Source organism: Anaerostipes faecis, from assembly GCF_910574135.1.
GTDB lineage: Bacteria > Bacillota > Clostridia > Lachnospirales > Lachnospiraceae > Anaerostipes > Anaerostipes hominis.
Window position 1 is genome coordinate 99,532 of record NZ_CAJSYK010000005.1, and the last position, 22,757, is coordinate 122,288.

A 22,757-nucleotide genomic window follows, 5' to 3' on the forward strand; every position below is an offset into this window, starting at 1 on the left:
TAATCAAGGGTAGGACGGCCTTTGGTAAGGTGATTCGTCGACCCGGTAGTAAATAATAATTTATCTATTTGCCCAAAGGGCTAATAAGGAGGACATTTAAAATGGCTAAAGAAAAGTTTGAGAGAACCAAACCTCATTGCAACATTGGTACCATTGGTCACGTCGATCATGGTAAAACTACTTTAACAGCTGCTATCACAAAGACATTAAGTGCCAGAGTAGATGGAAACGCAGCCGTTGATTTCGAAAATATCGATAAAGCTCCGGAAGAAAGAGAACGTGGAATCACTATCTCCACAGCTCATGTAGAATATGAAACAGATAACCGTCACTACGCACACGTTGACTGCCCAGGCCATGCCGATTATGTAAAGAACATGATCACTGGTGCTGCTCAGATGGACGGAGCTATCCTTGTAGTAGCTGCAACTGACGGTGTTATGGCTCAGACAAAAGAGCACATCCTTCTTTCCCGTCAGGTAGGCGTACCTTACATCGTAGTATTCATGAATAAATGTGACATGGTAGACGATGAAGAGTTATTAGAATTAGTAGAAATGGAAATCCGTGAGTTATTAAGCGAGTACGAATTCCCAGGTGATGACACTCCAGTTATCCAGGGATCTGCTTTAAAAGCTCTTGAAGATCCTAACAGCGAGTGGGGAGATAAGATCATGGAACTTATGGCTGCAGTTGACAGCTGGATTCCAGACCCACAGCGTGACACAGACAAACCATTCCTTATGCCAGTAGAGGATGTATTCTCTATCACAGGACGTGGTACTGTTGCAACAGGTAGAGTTGAAAGCGGTGTACTTCACGTATCTGAAGAAGTTGAAATCGTTGGTATCAAAGAAGAGACAAGAAAAGTTGTTGTAACTGGTATCGAAATGTTCCGTAAACTTCTTGACGAAGCTCAGGCTGGTGACAACATCGGTGCTCTTCTCCGTGGTGTTCAGAGAGAAGAAATCGAAAGAGGACAGGTTCTTTGTAAACCAGGTTCTATCACATGCCACACTAAGTTTACAGCTCAGGTATACGTTTTAACAAAAGACGAAGGTGGACGTCATACTCCTTTCTTCAACAAATATCGTCCTCAGTTCTACTTCAGAACAACCGACGTAACAGGTGTTGTTGAATTACCGGAAGGTGTTGAAATGTGCATGCCTGGTGACAACGTAGAAATGACAATCGAACTGATTCACCCAATCGCTATGGCTCAGGGATTATCTTTCGCTATCCGTGAAGGTGGACGTACAGTTGGATCAGGACGTGTTGCTACAATCATCGAATAATATACGCGTTAGCATTAAACCATGCTAAAATGAAAAAATGAAACCGCTGAGTGCTTTGCACTCAAGCGGTTTTTGTTATATACACGGAATTTCTTTTATTTAAAAATTACCACATTTTATCTATTGTTTTTTGGAGGATTTACTGGAAAAATAAAAAAATGTACCATATTAAAACGCCCGTAATTGATAATCTAAGTAAAAGGAACCGTGCTATAATTTAAATCATCATAAGGGAGGAGGTGCAGACAGAACTTACATAATGACTGAGAGGAGACGAAGGAAGAATGAAACGTTCGAAAGAGAAGTTTTATATGAAACAGATTTTAGGTTGTATCATGGACGGCGAAATCATGGCGACCGGGAAAATTGCAAAAGAAGTCGGACTCTCTGAAAAATCCGTAAGAAATAAACTTAATGAACTGGATGATTTTTTAACTCAAAATAATCTTGGAATTATTCAGAGAAAACCAAGAGTAGGTATTTGGCTGGAGATATCAGAAGAAAAAAAAGAAAAATTGGAAGCCTATCTGGATCGGCCGGGAGAACTTCAGTTAGAATCTTATAATCCGAAAGAACGAGTTACGGAAGCTTTAAAGGTTTTATTTAATTTACGACCGTGGCAGACAATTACTACACAGAAGTTATCAGAGAAACTATATTTAAGTGTTCCAACAATGCTGAAGGTAATGAAAGAATGTGAAGAATGGCTTAGTTACTATAACATCAAACTGGTAAACGAAAGAAGTCGCGGATATCGATTGTTAAGCAGAGAAAATGAATATCGGATTGCATTGAGGAATCTGATGATGGAACGAAGTACCTCGGCTACAATTAATCAGAATCTGGATTATTTTTTTCCGAACATTGATGTATCAACAGTGCGAAAATGTATCATACAGGCAGAAAACGAATGGGATTATCGATTTACAGATGAATCATTTTATGAAATTCTTATTTACTGTTGTATAGCATATCAGAGAAAAGAGTTCGACAATCCATTGATGATGGAAAATCATATGGAAGAACTGGAAATTCTTCAAAAATATAATGAGTATGCGTTTACTGTAGCTATCTTTGAAAAATTGGAAGAAGTATTCCATGTACGCTTTTCCCAGGAAGATATTCTTTTTCTTTCCATACAGATTCTATGTTCAAAATTTATAGGAATTTCAGAGATTGAAATTACACTGGAACAAGTAAAAAAATATGACAATCAGCTGGTGAAATTTGTGGATCGGCTGCTGACGGTCATTGGAAACATTATGAATGTAGATTTAGTATCGGACCAGAAAGTAAAAGAAAGCCTTATTGTACATTTGAGACCGACCATTTTCCGACTGCGATACGGAACCCCGCAAAGCAATGATTTAATCGATTTTATTAAAAAAGAGTATAAAAACGTATTTCGGGCAAGCTGGGCAATTAGTATTCTGTTTGAAGAGTGTTACAATGTACAGATTACCGAAGATGAAATCGGATACATCGTTTTGTATATTCAGGCGGCAATTGAGCGGAAGATACATCAGTACAAGGCAATCTTACTGACGAATTTCAATATGGGACATGCGCAGTTGATGAAAGAAAGAATTAAAAAGGTTGTTCCGGAAATTAGAAGTCTGGAAATTGTCAGTACCCATGATTTTAAATTGGATGATTATTATGATATTGATATTATCATCTCATCAAAAGAAACAAAAGTGAAAGACAAACGAATTGTAGTAATTCCTAATATTTTAAGTGAAAATGGTATTCTTGCTTTAAGAAATTATCTGGACACTATTAACTCTAATGTAAGTGAGAATCCTTTTTCTCCAGAATGTTGTCTGCTGTTTTCTCCAGAACTGATTTTCACACACATGAAGGTTCAGTCAAAGGAAGAAATCTTAAAAGTTATGTCAGATGCCATGAGAGAAAAGGGCGTTGTGACAGAAGAATTTTTTGATACGGTAATGGAGAGGGAAAATAAGACAACAACAACGATAGGCAACGGTGTCAGTCTTCCCCATGGTTCACCTGCTGCAGTTAACGAATCCAAGGTTGCAATAGCAATTCTGGATGAGCCAGTGATGTGGGACGATGAGCCAGTGGAAGTAGTATTTCTACTTGGATTCAAGCTAATTACCAAAGATGAAATTAACAGAATTCAGTTATTTTACAAAGAATATGTTTCATTAATTGATACAGATGAAAAAATTCTCATGTTAAAAAGTATGGAAACCAATATTGAAGTTTACAAATATTTAATTCAATGATGAGGAGGAACTATTATGAATGTAAAAGATGTATTAGATGAAAGAGTAATTGACTTGAATATGAAAGCTGCAGATAAGAAAGAAGCTATTACAAATCTGGCAGGAAAGCTGAAAAATGCAGGATATATTGCAGATGTAGAATCCTATGTGAAAGATATTTATCTTCGCGAATCTCAAGGGCAGACAGGAATCGGACATTATGTAGCAATTCCTCATGGAAAAAGTGATTCCGTAACACAGGTTGGAATTGCCATTGGAAAAATGGAAAATGAAATCGAGTGGGAGACACTGGATGGAAAGGGTGTAAAACTGATTTTTTTGTTCGCAGTAGGAAATGACAATGAAAATGCGAAGACACACTTAAAGCTGTTGGCAGAAGTAGCAAGAAATCTTGGAAATGATGAAGCTGTTGAACAGCTGCTTTCTGCAAAAACAGTGGAAGATATAAAAGCAGTATTTTAATCTAGGGAAAATTTAAAATTCAATGCTTAAAACATTCATAAAAAGATCATCGGATTCCCGGTGGTTTTTCTTTTATGAACTATTTACAGCTTAAAAATTACCGTATTAAAATGCCCGGAAAAACAAAAAAATAAAAAAAACAGAAAAAAAGTGCCACATTAAAAAGCCCTTAATCAATGAACACAGAAAGAATATCCATGCTACTATTTTAGTGTAAGGAATAACAAATAGGAACTATGAAAGGAGATGTTAAATTATGAAAATTGTTGCAGTTGCAGCATGTACATCAGGTATTGCACATACGTACATTGCGAAAGAAAAATTAATTCGTGCTGCTGAAAGTATGGGACACACCATTAAGGTGGAGACACAGGGTACAATTGGTATCGAAGATGAATTAACAGCAGATGAGGTGAAAGAAGCTGACATTGTAATTCTGGCAGTGGATATTGCAATTACTGGAACAGAGCGCTTTGAAGGAAAACCTACAATTAAAGTACCTACAAATGTGTGTGTGAAGGCACCCAAGCAATTAATTCAGAAAATTGAAAATGAATTGAAAAAGTAACAAAGGAGAAGAGAGATTATGAAAAAAATAGGAGCAGAATTAAAACAACATGCGTTGACTGCTATTTCATACATGCTGCCATTGGTTGTAGCATCAGGATTATTAATTGCAGTTGGTAACTTAATGGGTGGAGAAAATGTAACAGAATTATCAAAAATGACAATTCCAAATGCATTGACTTCTCTTGGTGTTTTAGGAATGGGATTATTACCATCATTTATTGCAGGGTATATTTCTTATTCTATTGCTGATCGCCCTGGTATTGCACCTGGTTTCTTAATGGGACAAATTGCTTCATTCTTGGGAGCTGGATTCTTAGGTGGTATGATCGGTGGTTACCTGGTTGGATATATTGCATTATTTATTAAAAAGAATTTGAAAGTTCCAAAATGGGCAGAAGCTCTTATGCCAATGATGATTATACCAACATTATCTGCAATTATTGCCGGATTGATTATGTTCTTTGTTATTGGAAATCCAATTGTATGGGCAACAAACGCATTAACAAACTTTATTACAGGGTTAGACCAGTCTTCTAAAGGAGTATACGGCTTTGTTATCGGAGCATTAGGGTGTATTGACTTTGGTGGACCAATCAGTAAGGTGCCAAACCTGATTTGTGATGGTTTGCTTCTGGAAGGAATTACAGAACCTGAAGCAATCAAAGTGTTAGCAGCCATGGTTCCTCCTCTGGGAGTTACATTCTCATTAGTATTATCTAAATTTATGAAAAAACCTATTTATTCTTCTCAGGAAGTAGAAAATATCAAAATTGCATTTCCGATGGGATTATGTATGATTTCTGAAGGTGTTATTCCAATTGCGATGAACGATTTAATTCGTACAGTGATTTGTACAGCAACAGGTTGTGGAATTACAGGAGCGATTAGTTTTTCATTGGGTGTAGGAAGTAAAGTACCGTCTGGAGGAGTCTTTGTTATTCCAGCAATGTCAAATCCAATCGCTGCACTGATTGCTTTACTGGCAGGTACTGCAGTAACGGGCGTATTGTTAGTTTTAATTAAGAAGAAAAAAACAGAAGTTGACGAGCCGGTTGCAGATGAAAAAGAAGAGGAAATGGATTTATCAGGAATCAGCATTTCATAAGGTACCAGATTAGAAAGGAAATTGTAAAATGTACGTATCAATGAAGGGGATGCTTGAAAGAGCAAATGAAGGTAATTATGCAGTTATGGCGATTAATTGTTTCAATATTGAAACGGCCAGAGCGGTGATTCAGGCAGCACAGTCATTAAGAGCACCAATTATTGTAAACATTGTGCAGGAACATATGGTAAATCACTGTGATAGTGATTTGATTGCACCGATTGTAAAAAAACTTGCCGAGAGAGCTAGTATAGAGGTGGCGTTGAACTTTGATCATGGAGAAGAAGTTGGATTATTAAAGAAAGCACTTGCAGATGGATATTCCAGTGTTATGGTAGACGCTTCCAGATATGATCTGGAAGGAAATATTAAAATGACCAGAGAAATCGTGGAGTTCGCAAAACAGTTTGATGCCAGTGTCGAAGGGGAAATCGGATGTATGGGTGCAAGTGAAGGGGATAACTATACAGATGATGATATGAAAACAAATCCAGATGAAGCATTGCGCTTTGCACAGGAAACCGGAATTGACGCATTAGCAATTTCTTTTGGAAGTTCCCATGGAAACTATCCAGAAGGTTATGTACCGGAATTTGATTTTGAAAGATTAAAGGAAATCAAAGAAAAGACACAGATGCCTCTGGTACTTCATGGAGGCAGCGGATCTGGGGATGAGAATATCCAAAAATGCGTCGAATACGGCATTAATAAGATTAACGTAGGCTGTGATTTTATGAATGCCAACGTTGACAGTATTAAAAAGCATTTAAAAAAGGAACCAGATATTAACTATTGGGTCATGATGCACCAGGTGGAGATTGACAGCCAGGAACTGGTAAAGAAATACATCAAATTATCAAAATCAGAAGGAAAATCATTATAAGAGATTAAAGGAGATATTTACTATGTTAATGAACATGAAAGAGCTGTTAAAAGTAGCAGACGAAAAAAGATTTGCAGTACCAGCATTTAATATTGGAAGCGATCAGTTATTGAAAGCTGTGATGCAGAAAGTCAAGGAAATGAAAAGTCCTGTTATTTTGGAAATGTCACCGGATGAATTTAACTTTGTAGAAAACAGCTTAATTCAGGCTATGATTTATGAAGCATCCAAAACAGATGTACCAGTCGTTATCCATCTGGATCATGGAGACAAATTTGAAACAGTTGTAAGAGCAATTCAGGCAGGATTTACTTCTGTAATGATTGACGCATCCAAGCTTCCATATGAAGAAAACGTAGCAGTTACACAGAAAGTTTGTGAAGTTGCCCATTTAGCAAATGTATCTGTGGAAAGTGAATTAGGAACCATCGGAACAACAGGAAACTCCATTGAAGGCGGAACAACAGGAATCATTTATACAGATCCGGATCAGGCAAAAGATTTCGTAGAGAAGACTGGAATTGATACATTAGCTGTTGCAATCGGAACTGCACATGGAATTTATCCAAGCGATATGAAACCAGAATTACGTCTGGACATCTTACAGACATTAAAAGATACTTTGGATATCCCATTAGTATTACATGGCGGCTCCAGCAATAAAGATGAGGAAATTGCAAAAGCAGTAAAAATTGGAATTTCTAAAATTAATATTTCCAGTGATATTAAGGTCGCATTTTATGAAAAATGCAGAGAAGTATTGAATGCTCATCCAGAATACAGAGAACCTCTGGAAATCTATCCAGAACCAATCGAAGCTTGTAAAGCAGTCATTGGAGATAAGATTAATTTATTTGACTCTGCAGATAAAGTAAAATATTACTACCAATAGGAAAAGCGTATGAAATATGCAGTTGGAATTGATGTAGGCGGAACAAATACAAGGGTAGCCTTAATTGATGAAAATTATAAAATCATAGAACGCAGACAATTTCCGACCAATGAGGAGGAACCAGAAACAACTCTGAATGACATAAAAACAGTTATTGACGGATTTGGATATCCAGTGGAGGGAATCGGTATTTCCTGTCCGGGACCGTTGGATTTAATCAATGGGGTTGTACTGACTCCTCCGAATCTTCCGGGATGGCATTATTTTGAACTGACCAAATGTCTGGAAGTAAAAACAGGACTGTCTGTGTATTTGGAGAATGATGGAAATTTGGCGTGCTTGGCTGAGGCAGCAATCGGAGCAGGAAAAGGAAAAGGTTATGTGCAGTTTCTGACGATTTCCACAGGAATTGGGGCAGGTTTTTGTGTAAATCAAAATATTTTCCGAGGAGCAAAGGGATTTGCACAGGAAGTTGCCAATTCTATTTTGTGGAAAAACGGTCCATTCCAGGGGAATTTAAAGAAAGGTTCCATCGAATCCATTGCCAGCGGAACAGCTATTACCAAGAGGGCAAATGATGCGGGACTTAGGGCAGCTCATGCTGGAGAGGTTTACCAGATGGCACAGGAAGGTAATCAGACAGCAGCGGATATCATAGAAGATGCCTATGAATATCTGTCTAGTTTCCTTGGAATTCTATATGGTGTTCTGGACCCGGATATTTTTGTGCTGGGTGGCAGCGTAGCATTAAAAGTTCCTACATTTGTTGAAGAAATTGAGGAACGAGTGAAAGAGAAAGTATACGATGCCTTAAAAGATAATGTCCATGTAGTACCCGCAGTGTTAGGAGAAGACTGTGGATTGATTGGAGCAGCATGCCTTGTATTTCAGTCAAAGAAATAAAACCAATATAACTGTTAGCTATATTATCATGAAAAGACCTGAGAAATTTTGATGGGACTATCCCAAAGTTTGTATAAACCTTCAAACTGATGTAAGATAACACTCTTCAGTTTGGAGGTTTTATTTATGGCAATAGCAGTAACGCTGGTATTTACATTGGCACCCTCTTGACACTAGAGCGTACCGGTTGTATATGCACTGCTGATGACTGATAAGGAAGGGAAGTTTTAAAATCGAAAGAAGGATAGATCAAAACTATTGCCGCAAATTGCTGCCAGAGTTTATTTCCTGGCCCTTTACGGTAATCATCGGGTGCAGGAGTGAATATAGTTTAAGAGCAGAATCAGACTCCAGGGAGGAACAGGTATGAACAGGAGATTCAGGCAGCCAGTGACACTGGGACTGTCCATATTATTTATTTGCACTGCTTTATACTGTTATTGGGGAAGGCTGGGATACATGCATGAACTGACCTTTCTCAGCAACTTTTCCGTTGGTATTTTCTTGTTTGATACTGTTCTCTGCAGACTTTCAGGAAGGAAAGTTCCACAGATCCTGTATCTCGATTGTATGATGTTGTTATTCCTGGTCATGATGGTCTGCACGGCATTCACAAACGAATTTAAATTTAACGGCATGTTTCTTTTTCTGCATATGCTCAACCCTGTTTTCATGATACTTTACTATTTCCTGTTCTGCGACATGAACCGTGTACAAAAAAGCAGTCAGGTCCTAAGCGTCATGATCGTTCCGCTTCTCTATCTCATCTTTGCGGTGGCATATGGAAAAGCTACGGGGGATTATATCTATTTTTTTCTGAATATAAAAGAACACGGTTATGTCTACTGTGTTTCCTTTGTGCTAATCCTTTCTGCCGCCGTGGTGATGATGGGCTGTGCCATGTTTTGTCTGAACAGGATAATATTCAAGAATAGGAAGAAATATTGGTTTTGAGAGTTCGGGGATGCTGACATTTCAGTATCCCGCTGATTGGCATGGATTATACAGGGGCGGTGATCCATGTTATTTTTTTCAAACGGTCGCCGTTTCCCTCTCTGTTATTTAAAAATCGTACAGACAAAATGTTCGACAGTAGTTTTACTGACGGAGAACGGGTAATCAAAGAAAAACGCAAACTTTCATTTGTACATCTGGGACATACATAATAAATTTAAAAAACCTTCCTGTTGCAGGAAGGTTTTTTTTGTTATTTTATCTATGATATTGGTTGTATTTTTAATATTTTTATGCAATTTTTTTGTTAACGGGTGGCAGTTTGTTAAAAATAAAACTAAAATTTCTTTTTTTTTAAAATACAAACAATTATTTACTGGTAGTTTATAAAAGTTTGCATTAACTAATCTTAAGGAAAACTAAAAAATTATCTCTTTACTCTCCACATCGTGTATCCGATACAATGAACTTAACAAATAACAGAAACGCAATAAGAAAGGAGCAACTATGAGTGTAATAATGGCCAATGCCATCGGTACCGGAATTTTCTGCTGTCTCTGGCAGGGAGTCGGCTCTGCCCTCGGGCTCGCCACTTGGATAGGATTCGTCGGATGCACGTCGTATTTTTCTGCCGGATGCGGGAAGACAGGGTTTATCAAATCGATGTGCAGCAACTACACAGGGCTGCTGTGGGGAATGCTGATCATCCTGTCCGGCGGCATCAACAACACGATCATATTTGGAGCAGTCGTAACGGGATTCTTTTCCTGGCTGATCGTATTCCAGTCCCACATTGATGTTCTGTCTATGGTGCCCAATACGTTTATGGGAGGCTTTTCTGCATTCGCCAGCGGCGGAGATTGGAAGATGCTCTTAATCTGTCTTCTGTTAGGCAATATTCTCGGAGTGTCCTGCGACTATTCCGGAAGATTCCTTTTTAAGAAATTCGGAAAAGAATAGTGCCGGCTGAACGTCTGAACGTCCCAGTCTCAGATGGAAAACCATGAAATTGATCATATAAAAGGAGTGTGAAACAACCATGAGTAAAATTACAAAAAAAGAGTATGGAGAAGAAATGGAAAAGGGCTTTAACTTGAGAACTGCAATGGAAGAAGCATCCAGATGTCTTCTCTGCCATGATTCACCTTGCAGCAAAGGATGCCCGGCAGGAACAGATCCCGGAAAGTTCATTCGTTCTCTCCGTTTCCGCAATATTAAAGGAGCAGCAGAGACGGTCCGCGAGAATAACCCGCTGGCAGGATGCTGCGCCCAGGTCTGTCCATACGGAAAAATGTGTGAACAGGCGTGCAGCCGGACCGGTATTGATAAGCCGATCGAGATTGGAAAGATCCAGCGTTTCCTCGTAGAAGAAGAGAAAAAACAGAATATGGAATTTTTAAAAGCGGCAGAGCCAAAGAAAGAAAAGATCGCCTGTGTAGGTGCGGGACCGGCCTCTCTTTCCTGTGCAAGACAGCTGGCTCTGGAAGGATATTCTGTGACTGTCTATGAGGCTCAGGATAAAGCAGGCGGTGTCCTTACATATGGTATTATTCCAACCAGACTTCCTCAGGAAGTAGTTGATTTTGATATTCAGACTATTGAAAAACTTGGGGTAGAATTTAAATTTAATGAATCCATAGATGCGGCAAAGCTTGAGGCACTCAAAAGTGATTACGATGCAGTATTCGTAGGAGCAGGTCTCTGGAAATCAAAGATGGTGGATATACCGGGCAAAGATCTGGAAGGTGTGGTAACTGCCATTGACTTTTTGAGGGAAGCTAAGACAAATACAGATCAGCTGTTACTTGGAGAAAATGTAATCGTCATCGGAGGCGGTGATGTGGCTATGGACTGTGTCACAACTGCAAAACAGCTGGGAGCGAAAGCGACTATCGTTTACCGCAGAACCATTGAAGAAGCTCCGGCAGATATGGATGAAGTCAGCTTCGTACAAAGTATGGGTATCCCGATCATTCAGGAATTTGCACCTGCAGAGATCGTCGGAGAAAACGGACATGTCACCGCAATGAGATTTGAAGGACGTGACGGGGAATCCGGACTGACCATGAAAACCGATCAGGTTGTGCTGGCGATCGGACAGGTGGTCGGAGATGATGTAGCAGGCATTGCAGACGGCGATAACGTCTTCACAGGCGGAGACATGGTAAACGGCGGAAAAACCGTAGTAGAAGCTGTCGCTGAAGGCAAAGAGGCCGCAGAAAAGATTGCAGACTATTTTAACAAATAGAAAGGAGGCATTGAATATGTCCGTAAAGAAAGATTTATCAATCGATTTTTTAGGAGTCAAATGTGAAAACCCATTTTTCCTCTCATCCTCTCCGGTGGGAAGCAACTATGAAATGTGTGCCAAAGCGCTGGAGGCAGGATGGGCAGGAGTTTACTATAAGACCATCGGTATTTTTATACCAAATGAGTGTTCTCCGCGTTTTGATATTACCTCAAAGGAAGGAACACCGTGGACCGGATTTAAAAACATGGAAATGATTTCAGATAAACCTCTGGAAGACAATCTGGAATACATGAGAAGGCTGAAACAGGATTACCCGACAAAAGTCATTGTTGCCAGCATTATGGGAAGCAATGAAGAAGAATGGGAGATCCTTGCAAAGAAAGTAACAGAGGCCGGAGTCGATATGATTGAGTGTAACTTTTCCTGCCCTCAGATGACTTCTTCTGCCATGGGGTCCGATGTAGGACAGAATCCGGATCTTGTGCGCAGATACTGTGAGGTTGTTTCCGGTGCTACCCATCTTCCGGTAATTGCAAAGATGACCCCGAATATCGGAAACATGGAGATTCCTGCGATTGCTGCCATGGAGGGCGGAGCTAAGGGAATCGCTGCCATCAACACAGTAAAAGCCATCACAAATATTGATGTTGAAAATATGACTGCAATGCCGGTAGTCAATGGTAAATCATCCATCTCCGGCTATTCAGGAGCGGCAGTAAAACCGATCGCGCTGCGTTTTATCACACAGATGAAACAGCATCCGGAATTAAAAGATGTCCCGATCACAGGAATCGGAGGTATTGAGACATGGAAGGACGCATTGGATTTCATTCTTGTGGGATCTTCCAATCTCCAGGTGACAACGGCCGTTATGCAGTATGGATACCGTATTGTAGAAGACATGATCAGCGGTCTGTCCCATTTCATGGAAGACCATGGAATTGATAAATTGTCTGATCTGGTAGGCGTGGCTCTGCCGAACATCGTACCTGCTGATGACATCGACCGTACTTTCATCCTCTATCCGGATTTCAATAAGGATAAGTGTGTGGGATGCGGAAGATGCTATGTATCCTGCTTTGACGGCGGACATCAGGCCATTACATGGGATGAAAAAGAGAGGAAGCCGGTTCTCAATGAAGATAAGTGCGTCGGATGCCATTTATGCCTGAATGTCTGTCCGGTTATGGACTGCATTACCCCTGGAAAGGTTGAGATGAAGCCGGGAGTTAAAGACCATGAAGTGAAAATAAAAACCATGTATGAGTAAAGCATAAGTCAGATTGGGGGACAATCATATGAAAAAATTCGACTTAGTGATCAAGAATGGTACTGTTGTGACAGCTTCTGATATGTTTTCTGCGGATTTAGGTGTGAAGGACGGAAAGATCGCAGCCATTGCAGAAAATATAGAAGCAGATGCAGATGAAGTGTTTGATGCTGCAGGAAAGCTGGTACTTCCGGGAGCACTGGACGTACACACTCACCTGGCAATGCCATTCGGCGGTACGATTTCTTCAGACAGCTATCTTTCAGGAACCAGGGCCGCTGCCTGCGGAGGAGTCACAACGGTCTTTGATTATCCGGTTCAGCATACCGGAGAAACAATCCGCGGAGTCATTGCAGAGAAAAAAGCTGTTCTGGAGAAAGAAGCATGTGTGGACTTTGCTTCCCACTGCTGTATCACTGATCTTTCTGACGGAGCGATCATTGAGGAGATGGAAGAGGTCGTAAAAGAGGGAATCACAAGCTTTAAATGCTTCCTGGTGTATAAAAAAGAGGGATGGATGGTAAGCGACGGAACTCTTGCAAAGCTGATGCTGCGCGCGAAGGAACTGGGAGCCATGATCAATGTCCATGCTGAGAATCCGGATCTGATTGATATGTATACAGAGCAGTTCTTAAAAGAAGGCAAGACGAGTGCCTGGTATCATTACATGAGCCGGCCGGAATTTGTGGAGGCTGAGGCAGACAAAAGAGCTGTGCACTGGTCAAGGCATTTGGATGCGCCGCTGTATCTGGTGCATATGGCGGATAAGGAAGGCCTTGAAGCCTGTATTCAGGCAAAAGAAGAAGGGGCACCGGTATTCGTGGAGACTTGTCCGCAGTACCTGGAATTCACCTGTGACGTTTATAAGAGAGAGGACGGACGCAACTTTGTATGCTCCCCTCCGATCAAAGACCAGGAAAGCCAGGATGCACTGTGGAAAGCGATAAAGAACGGTTCCATTGATACGGTGGCAACGGATCACTGCCCGTTCCAGAGCTATGAGAAAGACTGGGGCAGGGATGATTTCACCAAGATCCCGAACGGATGCTCAGGAATAGAGAACTTATATCCATATATGCTGGATGCGGCAAACTCCGGAAAAATATCTTTTTCAAGGGCAGTAGAGCTTTGCTCCACGAACCCTGCGAAGATTTTCGGATGTGACCAGAAAGGTTCGATTGCAGTCGGCAAGGACGCAGATATTGTTATTTACGACAAGGATAAAGATTTCACGATCAGTGTTGATACAATGCATTCAGATTGTGACCACACGATCTGGGAAGGTAAGAAACTTCACGGATATCCGGTTCGCACATTCCTCCGCGGAAATGTAGTGTATGCAGACGGAGAGTTTAAGGGAACTCCCGGAATGGGCAGGTTTGTGAAACGGAGCCCCAGAAAACTGAAATAAAAAAGAGAGGGTACCATGGGCAAGGCAGTGACTAGAAAAGAAGCGGAACAGATGCTTGAAAATGCATTGGAGATCGGCGCACGTATGCTGATCTCCGGTGCAGAGATCAGCCGCGTGGAAGATTCCATCCTTAGAATCTGCACGGCTTATGGATCTGAACGGACTGAGGTGTTTTCTATTACGTATACAATTGTTGCCACTATTTCCTCCAAGAATTTCGGTATCATAACCCAGTCCAGGAGAATCCATGGTTCAGCATTTAACCTTCAGGAGCTGAAATATCTGAACAACCTGTCCCGGAATGTGTGTGAGAACCTTCCGGACATGGATGAGGTTAGAAGGGATCTGAAACAAATCCATGAACTGCCCAGGTATACCAACCGGCAGGGCATGCTCATTTATGCATTGATATCATCTGCTTTTACCCTGTTTTTCGGAGGGACACTGCTGGATGCTGTGATTTCTGCGGCCATAGGAGTCATGATCAAGGCTGTGGAAATCCCTTTGAAAAACATGAAGATGAACCGGTTTCTGGTCTCATGTCTGTGTTCGCTGGCAGCAGCGGCGCTGGCAGTCATGGCGGCGCGTACAGGCATTGGCTGTTCCTCTGATAAGATCAGTATCGGCAATGTGATGATCCTGATTCCGGGGCTTATGTTCACGAACTGTATCCGGGAGATGATATCCGATAATTTTTTATCCGGCCTGACCCGTTTTGGAGAAGCGGTCCTGCTAAGCCTTTCGATTGCCCTGGGCTTTGCAGCGGTCAGCTGGCTGTGAATTTTTCAGCACTATCTCCGTCCTGCTTTAAAATGCACTCCTCCAATAGTGCTGAAAAACTTTCGCAGGATGCTGCAAGATGAAGTTGAGAGGAGTTTGAGATGAGTGAATTAAATCAAATCGCCGCAGCATTTTTTGGGGCCCTTGGCTTTGCATTTTTATTTAATCTGCATGGGAAAGAGATATTTTATACTTCATTAGGAGGATGTCTTGCGTGGTGTGTATATCTTGCGGCAGGATTTATAGTCCCACAGTACGGAAAACAATATTTTGCAGCGGCATTATTTTTAGGAATTTATGCAGAATTTTTGGCAGTCAGGACAAAGGTACCCGCGACATTATATCTTGCAGTCGGCATGATCCCCCTCATTCCGGGGGCAGCATTGTTTATGATGATGCAGAATGCATTTAAAGCCGACTGGGAACAGTTTGCACAGTACCGGCTCGAAGCGTTTATCACGGGCGCTTCTATAGCCTTTGGAACGATCGTGGCAGCTGTGTGCTGGAACATTTTTAAAAACTATTGGTTCAACAAAAAATAAGGAGGTTCATTTATGTATACATGTGATTTAGGCCGGATGGCGGATAAGATTACAACAATGAGTAAATTTGGAGATGCCGGACACGGAGGCATCACAAGATACTCTCTTTCACCGGAAGCTTTACAGGCAAGAGGAGAATTCGTAAAACGAATGGAAGCCATCGGAGCAGAGATCAAAACAGATGATATGGCAAATGTCTATGCAACTCTCAAAGGTTCTGAGCCTGATCTTCCGAACATCGTTATGGCTTCCCACTGTGATTCAGTAAAGAACGGCGGAAACTATGACGGCATTTTGGGAGTCATGGGAGCGATGGAAGTTCTCGAGACGATTGCGGATCAGGAGATCCCTCATAAACACAACATCACGGCAATGATCTGGACGAACGAGGAAGGTTCTTTATATCCGCCGGCTATGATGTCTTCCGGGGTTATCTGCAACGATTATCTCCCGGATGATATTAAGAAAAATTTCCTCCATGAAAATATGCTGGCGTCTAAATCAGTTCTCGAACCGGAAAAAACATTCGGCGAGGCGTTAGAGGCATCCGGTTATAAAGGAGCAAGAGAAAACCGCCTGAACAACAAGGATTATATGGCAATGTTTGAGCTGCATATTGAACAGGGCCCGATCTTAGAGGCAGCTAATAAAGACATTGGTGTCGTTACCTGTGTTCTAGGAATGATCAACTACAAGATCAAGGTTTACGGACAGTCAGACCATGCCGGAACCACACCGATGCAATACCGCCAGGATGCGTTATATGGGGCGGCAAAGGTTCTCCAGTATCTCCATGATGAATTGGATAAGCTGGACCCTGAATTAGTTTATACAACCGGAGAAATCTACTGTCATCCGAATGTACATACCGTTATTCCTGATTATGTAGAATTCTCTATCGATGCAAGACATGAGAAACCAGAAGTGATTGAACAGGTTGTCAATGTCATCAAGTCTATGCCGAAGGAAGTAGTAAAATGTAAAGTAGACTACGAAGTAGCATGGACAAGAGACACGGTTTACTATGACAAAGAACTGGTTGGTTATGTACAGGAAGCAGTTGATGAACTTGGCTACTCCAACCAGAAAATCAATTCCGGAGCAGGACATGATGCACAGTTTGCGGCATATATGATGCCCACCACTATGGTATTTGTTCCGTCAAAGGACGGACATTCTCACTGTGAACCGGAATATACATCCCCGGAACAGTGTACTCAGGGAGCATCTGTACTCCTGAATGCAGTTCTCAAATGTGATGCCGGCAAGTAGGTAACATCGTTTTCCTTTACGTTAAAATAAGCAAAAAGAACGCTGTGGATTTCAGCGTTCTTTTTGCCGCTATATTCTGGTATAATAGCATTGGCATTTAAAATGTACTGAGGGAGGTGTTTCTTATTTTTATCGACAAGCCTTATTACAGCATAGGGGAACTTTCGGCGATCTGCGATATTCCGCAGAAGACATTGAGATATTATGACGAGATCGGCCTGTTTACTCCGGACCGCAGAAACGAGGAAACCCATTACCGCCTTTATTCAAAGGGGCAGATCATTACCGTCGTCATCATTAAGAATTTGAAACAAATGGGGTTTTCACTGAAGGAGATCAAAGAGATCGTCTCTGAAAATGAAGCCAAGGCGTTAGAAAAGAATATGCTGAAAAAGCTGCAGTCTATGAAGCAGGAGATCGAAGACAGTATCAACCGTTATACGGAATACTGCTATTTTCTTAAAAAAATACAGAGTGGAATTGATATATTGGAAGAACTGTCTGACAGCTGTTCTGACGAGATGAAGATTTCCGTAGAATTTATCCCGGAGATCAATCTCTTATATGATCGCCGTATCATGAAAGATTATGATTATTCTGAGATTTCCCTTGAACGGTGGCTTGGAATCACGGATAAAGCAAAGACAATGAACTGTAAAATCACAGGGCCAGTATATGTCACTTTTTATGACAGTAATATACTGAATAAATTTCTGTCCCAGGACTCTGAGATCGAATTTGCCGTCCAGGTAGAGGAATCAAAGCCCGCTGAACATATACGGCCTTTTGGAGGGATGCTGGCTGCCACAGTCATTCATATCGGAAACTATGAAGAAATTTCAAGCACCTACATACATCTCATCAAGTGGATCAAAAAACATAACTATAAAACGGTTGGGCCGGCTACCGAAGAGTTCATCCTTTCACCTCTGGATGTGAATGATGAAACCAGAAGGGTTACCAAGATCATCATACCCGTAGAAAAGGATTCCTGAAAATTACTTTGTGACAGGGATGATGATTTTAGTAACATGTTCATTTTCATTTCGCAGGTCCACAGGGGAAATGATAAATTCTTCTGAAACCGGACCTGCAACCTTGTAATGATTTTGATTGATCCACTGAATGATTTTGATGTGGGATTTGATAACATCGCTGTACGGTCCAACATGAAAAGCGGTAGCTGCCAGAAAGCCGCCGAACTTTCGGACATGTTTGGAACCGCTTTCTTCTACCTGAATGCCGAACTCAATATCACAGTCTTTAGAGAGAAACTGGTCCAGCAGATCCGTGTAATAGGTAACCGTGATCGGGCCGCATACCTTAAGCCCGTGCCTTGAGACTTCATCGTTGATCTCTACCCACCGCTCAAGGGAGACCTCGTCATTGTGATAAGACTGCATGATTCTGCGGGAATGATAAAGATTCACTTCAGGTACTTTTTTGACCGTGATCGCGTCCATCTCACCTGCCTGGATCTTTTTCAGATCATCATCGTAAAGATGAAGGATCTGGGCTCCTTCTTTTAATCTCTGTAAAAACTGTTCCCCCTCAAAGTATTTCTGATTTAGAGTTTCAATTTCCTTTTTTATACATACCAGTTTGTCTTCAATTTTCTGTTCCAGGTTCCGGACCTGGTTTGCAGAAACAATTTCTTTAATTTCCTTAATCGAAAAACCGAGCATGCGCAGTTTCCGGATGATGGAGATGGTTACCATCTGATCTTTGCTGTAATAGCGGTATTTGCTGTCTTCTTTCCGGACCTCCGGAACTACCAGCTTGATCTCATCATAGTAACGAAGCGTTTTAATAGAAGTATTGCAGGTGGCTGCCACTTCCCCGATAGAATAGTAATGATTCCTGTCCAAAATTTTGTCCCTCCACAAATTTCAACCTTTAAAAATATTATACCTCATCGCGCAAAGCGCGCCAAGCCCGAAGGGTATGAAATGCGTAAGGTCTGGAATGGAATTGTGAAAATTGTACAGAGATAAAAATATGGTATAATATCTATAACAGAATAAAAATAGCCAAACAACAGAATGTCTTAATTAACAAAATAAATGTTATTTTAAGAAATAAAATTGAAATGGAAAGGGGTGAGAAAACAATGCTTAAAAAAGTTACAATAATCTTTGCTTTGCTTGTATCCATATGCGGGATACAGCAACCGATAGAAGGGAAAGTATCTGATAGTGGAGTACAGGAGTTTGCAAATGTTGTTTTATTTGCACATTTTTCTGATGCGCCAGAGGAAGATGCACAATATTTTAGAGATAACACAAACCGAATTATGGATATTTATGAGGGTGATCATGGACGATCGTTTACCAATTATATGAAAACCATATCCTATGATAAATTTCAAGTATACAATATATTTCCTCAGTACAAAAACGGTGTTATTGAATCGTATGGCTTATCGATGAGTGAAAAAGAGGCACAAACCAAAAATATTGATACGCAAATAATCAAAGAACTAATCGAACATATACCAGGTATAGAGGATAAGATTGTGGATTATGATCATGATGGAAGCATTGATAATCTGACAGTAATTATCAACGGAAAACTTGATGTGGATGCAAAAGGTGCTGCTATTCCGACCATGCATCCTCATAAAAGCAACTATCCAGGGACAGATCGATGGAGTAATAAAAGAATTGGAACCTATAATGTATTAAATACCTATGGCTTGATGGAGGGAAGCTTACCAGCAGAATCCGGTGTGGTTGCTCACGAATTTTTGCACTCCTTAGGATATCCGGATCTGTACACAAACGATCGAAGCTATCCTGTTTTTACATGGGATATTATGGGATCAAATTCCAGTTATCTGCAATATCCTTTGGCATATACAAGGATGTATTTTTCTAACTGGATGGATATTGAAACCATTACGGAAAGTCAGTTTTTGACATTGAATTTACAAAGCAACAAAGATGGAAATCAGGCATATATTTTACAATCACCGTTAAACGATCATGAATTTTTTGTAGTGGAATTCAGGAAAAAAGCAGAGTATGCCGTAAATGACAGAGATTCTCTGGATTCTAAAATCGGGGGGTCGGGAATTCTTGTTTATCGTATCAATACGAAGGTAGAACAGTTAAGCAATTATCATGGACAGACCGGTATCTATGTATTTCGACCTCAGCGTGGTCAAAAAGGGTATGTAGAAACATCTCCCATTCAAACAGTTCAACAGGCCTATTTATCAAAGGAAAGCGGCAGAACAGCAATCGGTTTTCGCGATTTGAGTAAAACATTGGAAGATGGCGCATTGACATTTTCCGATGGTACAAATTCCGGTATTGTAATCAGTAATGTGTCCAGTGCAGCAGGCGATCAAATGACATTGGACGTATCCATTCCAAAAGCTTCAGATTTTGATGTATGGGAAAATACAAATATTGCACTTCATCAGAGCGAATATGATCAAAAAAACATTGCGATGACTTCTTATAACAATCAGCAATACCTAGTTGCAAATGTGAAGAACAGCTATACACTGTATCGCAATGATGAAACTCAGTGGTCGCAGATGGGTTCAACATTTCGCGATTCTTCATCCATGGTTGCTTCTGATGTAAAACTGGTTGCGCATAATAATCAGCTGTATCTTGGCTACATCAATGCATCGCAAACGCTGATTATAAAAGCATTTGATATCTCCAAAAAGACATGGACAGATGTCACAAGCTGTGCGAATGTTGGTTCATCCTTTGATATGAAAAGCATGAATGGAACATTATATCTTGTATATGCCGGGAACACACAAGCGAAATTATTGAAATTGGAGAACAACTCTATAAAGGAATTAGGTTCCTATGGCACATACGATGCATATATGGGAGGACAGCCGAAGCTTTCCTTCATACAGAGCGATATATATACTTCTATAAGAAATGCAAAAGGAAGTGTAATTGGTGTTTATAAATATTCTTCCAACAAAACGTTTACAAAGGTCAGTGATGGATCTTTCAGTGCCAATACGTATGATATGATCTCATTGGAAAACAAGATTTATCTTGTTTTGGGAGAACAAAGCGCAATAAAAATGAATGTTTTTGATGGTGCAGTATGGAAAAAGGGAAATCGTGCAGCTATTCCTTGCTATGATCTGGTAATGTCAGCGGCGCAGGGGAATCTTTATCTCCTGGCGACATCCGCAGATGGAAACGGCAAAATGAAGGTGTACCAGTACAATAGAGATCAGGATACGTATCTTCAAGAAGGATTGGATGTTGATATGTCAGCATCCATGCCAAGCTTAACATCATCCAACAATCGCTTATATGTTGGGTATGTATTGTATGGAAACGCAACTTCCAGTGTTAAAGTAAAGGCAAAGAAAACAGCAGATGAACTATTGTCTATTGGCTTAACTTCGCCTGATAAGACATCGTATATGCTGAAAGAAAGGCTAGATACCACAGGATTGCGTGTGGTTGCACATTATACAAAAGGAACACGCGAAATAGAACCGGGTGCATATACGGTAAAAAACTTAACAACAAATGCAGTTGGTTCATATTTGGCAACCGTAGAATACAATGGAAAAACAAGTACATTTGCCTATACAGTTTCTGATTACAATGAAGCTGATAAAATTCATGTGAATACACTTACTATCTCATCTATTCCTGATGCAGTATATACGAAGAAAGAAGTAAAACCCAGTGTAACGATCAAACATGGTAATACGATATTGGTGCAGGGAAGTGATTACACCATCCGCTATGCAAACAATGTGAATGCCGGAACAGCTTCCCTAACGATTCAGGGTATGGGAAAATATAAAGGTTCGCTTACCAAAACCTTTAAGATCAGGAAAGCCAATGCTCCTTTAAATTATGCGGCAGTCTCTTTAACAAAGTTTGCAACAGATGGAAGATTTACAAATCCACTCACAAATAGCAAAGGCGTAAAAATCATCTATCGTTCATCCAATGCACGGGTTGCGAATGTGGATTCCAATGGATTAGTAAGCATACAAGGTGCAGGAGAAACGACGATTACTGCGAAGATTGCAGATGAAAAAAATTACAATGCCGCTTCAGCGGTATATAAGCTTACGGTAAAAGCAAAGCCGATCAGTTCCTGTAAGATTGCTCTTTCCTCAAAAAGCTATACCTATACAGGAAAAGCTATAAAACCTGTACCCAGTATAAAACAAGGCAAAGCCGCATTAAAGAACGGAAGAGATTTTAAGATAAGCTATAGTGCCAATAAGAATACCGGTAGAGCGACAATCAAAATAATCGGTATAGGAAAATATACAGGCAGTAAAATTTTATATTTCTATATTGTGCCCAAAAAAGTGACGGTAACCAGAATCAAAAGCTCTGCAAATGCGAAATTGAGTATCAAGTATAAGAAAGTAACAGGTGCAAGCGGTTATCAAATTGCATTTAGAAAAAAAGGAACAGGCAAATGGAGTTATGCGACAGTATCAAATAAAACTGCCTCTAAAACATTGTCAAAGCTAAGCCGTAAGAAAGAATACGAGGTAAAGGTCAGAGCATATAAGAAAGTCGGAAAAACCAAGTATTATGGAGCTTACAGCAAAGTAAAAAAAGGCAAGGTAAAATAATAGAGCTTACTGCTATGGTCATCACAAATCAAGAGCAAAGAACAAGGCTATTCTATTGAAACGCCTAAGACAAAAAGAGGTGTAAGACAGGTTCCATTGAGTGAGGAAACGATACAGGCGTTCCAGAGAGTTATCAAGAAGCGCCCAGAGATTAAACAAACACCATGAGATAGCATTGCCACACATCACACCGTATTCGCTACGCAGCACATTCTGTACGAAACTTGCACAAAATGCCCGAATAGCATGTAAAATAAGGTTATTCGGGCATTTGAAAAGTTACCAGATATAAGGCCCGGCAGACAGCCGGGCCTTTGAC

Annotated in this window: 19 protein-coding genes and 1 pseudogene; 19 read left to right on the forward strand and 1 reads right to left on the reverse strand. The window is 40.5% G+C overall.

Annotated elements, in window-relative coordinates; translation table 11 throughout:
* Positions 1–101 precede the first annotated feature (101 nt).
* From tuf to QGT46_RS05410, 17 genes are all read left to right on the forward strand, one after another.
* The gene (gene tuf, locus QGT46_RS05330; protein WP_006568224.1) at positions 102–1,295 is read left to right on the forward strand and encodes an elongation factor Tu; all 1,194 of its coding nucleotides are present in this window, start codon (positions 102–104) and stop codon (positions 1,293–1,295) included.
* A 284-nt stretch (positions 1,296–1,579) separates the two neighbouring features.
* On the forward strand, positions 1,580–3,547 hold the full coding sequence (locus tag QGT46_RS05335) for a BglG family transcription antiterminator (RefSeq protein WP_148459397.1): 1,968 nt from the start codon (positions 1,580–1,582) through the stop codon (positions 3,545–3,547).
* Between the two features lie 15 nt (positions 3,548–3,562).
* Positions 3,563–4,009 carry a PTS sugar transporter subunit IIA gene (locus tag QGT46_RS05340; RefSeq protein WP_024729157.1) on the forward strand — a complete coding sequence of 149 codons (447 nt, stop codon included), beginning with the start codon at positions 3,563–3,565 and terminating at the stop codon, positions 4,007–4,009.
* A 256-nt stretch (positions 4,010–4,265) separates the two neighbouring features.
* Positions 4,266–4,577, forward strand: coding sequence for a PTS fructose transporter subunit IIB (locus QGT46_RS05345; RefSeq protein WP_024729158.1), 312 nt, complete (start codon positions 4,266–4,268; stop codon positions 4,575–4,577).
* 18 nt (positions 4,578–4,595) lie between these two features.
* Positions 4,596–5,684, forward strand: coding sequence for a PTS fructose transporter subunit IIC (locus QGT46_RS05350; protein ID WP_024729159.1), 1,089 nt, complete (start codon positions 4,596–4,598; stop codon positions 5,682–5,684).
* 28 nt (positions 5,685–5,712) lie between these two features.
* Positions 5,713–6,567 carry a class II fructose-bisphosphate aldolase gene (locus QGT46_RS05355; protein ID WP_148459396.1) on the forward strand — a complete coding sequence of 285 codons (855 nt, stop codon included), beginning with the start codon at positions 5,713–5,715 and terminating at the stop codon, positions 6,565–6,567.
* Positions 6,568–6,589: 22 nt separating this feature from the next.
* Positions 6,590–7,459 carry a ketose-bisphosphate aldolase gene (locus QGT46_RS05360; protein WP_024729161.1) on the forward strand — a complete coding sequence of 290 codons (870 nt, stop codon included), beginning with the start codon at positions 6,590–6,592 and terminating at the stop codon, positions 7,457–7,459.
* Between the two features lie 9 nt (positions 7,460–7,468).
* Positions 7,469–8,362, forward strand: coding sequence for an ROK family protein (locus QGT46_RS05365; RefSeq protein WP_148459395.1), 894 nt, complete (start codon positions 7,469–7,471; stop codon positions 8,360–8,362).
* 366 nt (positions 8,363–8,728) lie between these two features.
* Positions 8,729–9,316, forward strand: coding sequence for a Pr6Pr family membrane protein (locus QGT46_RS05370; protein ID WP_024729163.1), 588 nt, complete (start codon positions 8,729–8,731; stop codon positions 9,314–9,316).
* A gap of 507 nt (positions 9,317–9,823) precedes the next feature.
* A complete protein-coding gene (locus QGT46_RS05375) occupies positions 9,824–10,276 on the forward strand; it encodes a DUF1097 domain-containing protein (protein WP_024729164.1) in 453 nt (150 codons plus the stop codon).
* Between the two features lie 79 nt (positions 10,277–10,355).
* On the forward strand, positions 10,356–11,564 hold the full coding sequence (locus QGT46_RS05380; protein ID WP_024729165.1) for an FAD-dependent oxidoreductase: 1,209 nt from the start codon (positions 10,356–10,358) through the stop codon (positions 11,562–11,564).
* Between the two features lie 16 nt (positions 11,565–11,580).
* Entirely contained in the window at positions 11,581–12,837 is a 1,257-nt protein-coding gene (gene preA / locus QGT46_RS05385; protein WP_024729166.1) for an NAD-dependent dihydropyrimidine dehydrogenase subunit PreA, read from the forward strand.
* Positions 12,838–12,865: 28 nt separating this feature from the next.
* On the forward strand, positions 12,866–14,248 hold the full coding sequence (gene hydA, locus QGT46_RS05390; RefSeq protein WP_148459394.1) for a dihydropyrimidinase: 1,383 nt from the start codon (positions 12,866–12,868) through the stop codon (positions 14,246–14,248).
* 15 nt (positions 14,249–14,263) lie between these two features.
* Entirely contained in the window at positions 14,264–15,028 is a 765-nt protein-coding gene (locus QGT46_RS05395) for a threonine/serine ThrE exporter family protein (RefSeq protein WP_024729167.1), read from the forward strand.
* Positions 15,029–15,129: 101 nt separating this feature from the next.
* Entirely contained in the window at positions 15,130–15,570 is a 441-nt protein-coding gene (locus QGT46_RS05400) for a threonine/serine exporter family protein (protein WP_148459393.1), read from the forward strand.
* Positions 15,571–15,582: 12 nt separating this feature from the next.
* Positions 15,583–16,842, forward strand: coding sequence for a Zn-dependent hydrolase (locus QGT46_RS05405; RefSeq protein ID WP_024729169.1), 1,260 nt, complete (start codon positions 15,583–15,585; stop codon positions 16,840–16,842).
* A gap of 116 nt (positions 16,843–16,958) precedes the next feature.
* A complete protein-coding gene (locus tag QGT46_RS05410; protein WP_024729170.1) occupies positions 16,959–17,837 on the forward strand; it encodes a MerR family transcriptional regulator in 879 nt (292 codons plus the stop codon).
* 3 nt (positions 17,838–17,840) lie between these two features.
* Here QGT46_RS05410 and QGT46_RS05415 read toward each other — a convergent pair whose 3' ends face one another.
* Positions 17,841–18,710 carry a MerR family transcriptional regulator gene (locus QGT46_RS05415; RefSeq protein ID WP_301589870.1) on the reverse strand — a complete coding sequence of 290 codons (870 nt, stop codon included), beginning with the start codon at positions 18,708–18,710 and terminating at the stop codon, positions 17,841–17,843.
* Between the two features lie 242 nt (positions 18,711–18,952).
* Here QGT46_RS05415 and QGT46_RS05420 point away from each other — a divergent pair, with 242 nt between their 5' ends.
* Positions 18,953–22,438 carry a bacterial Ig-like domain-containing protein gene (locus QGT46_RS05420; protein ID WP_301589872.1) on the forward strand — a complete coding sequence of 1,162 codons (3,486 nt, stop codon included), beginning with the start codon at positions 18,953–18,955 and terminating at the stop codon, positions 22,436–22,438.
* A gap of 27 nt (positions 22,439–22,465) precedes the next feature.
* Positions 22,466–22,667, forward strand: a pseudogene (locus QGT46_RS05425) (site-specific integrase); the annotation flags it as partial.
* Positions 22,668–22,757: the final 90 nt, after the last annotated feature.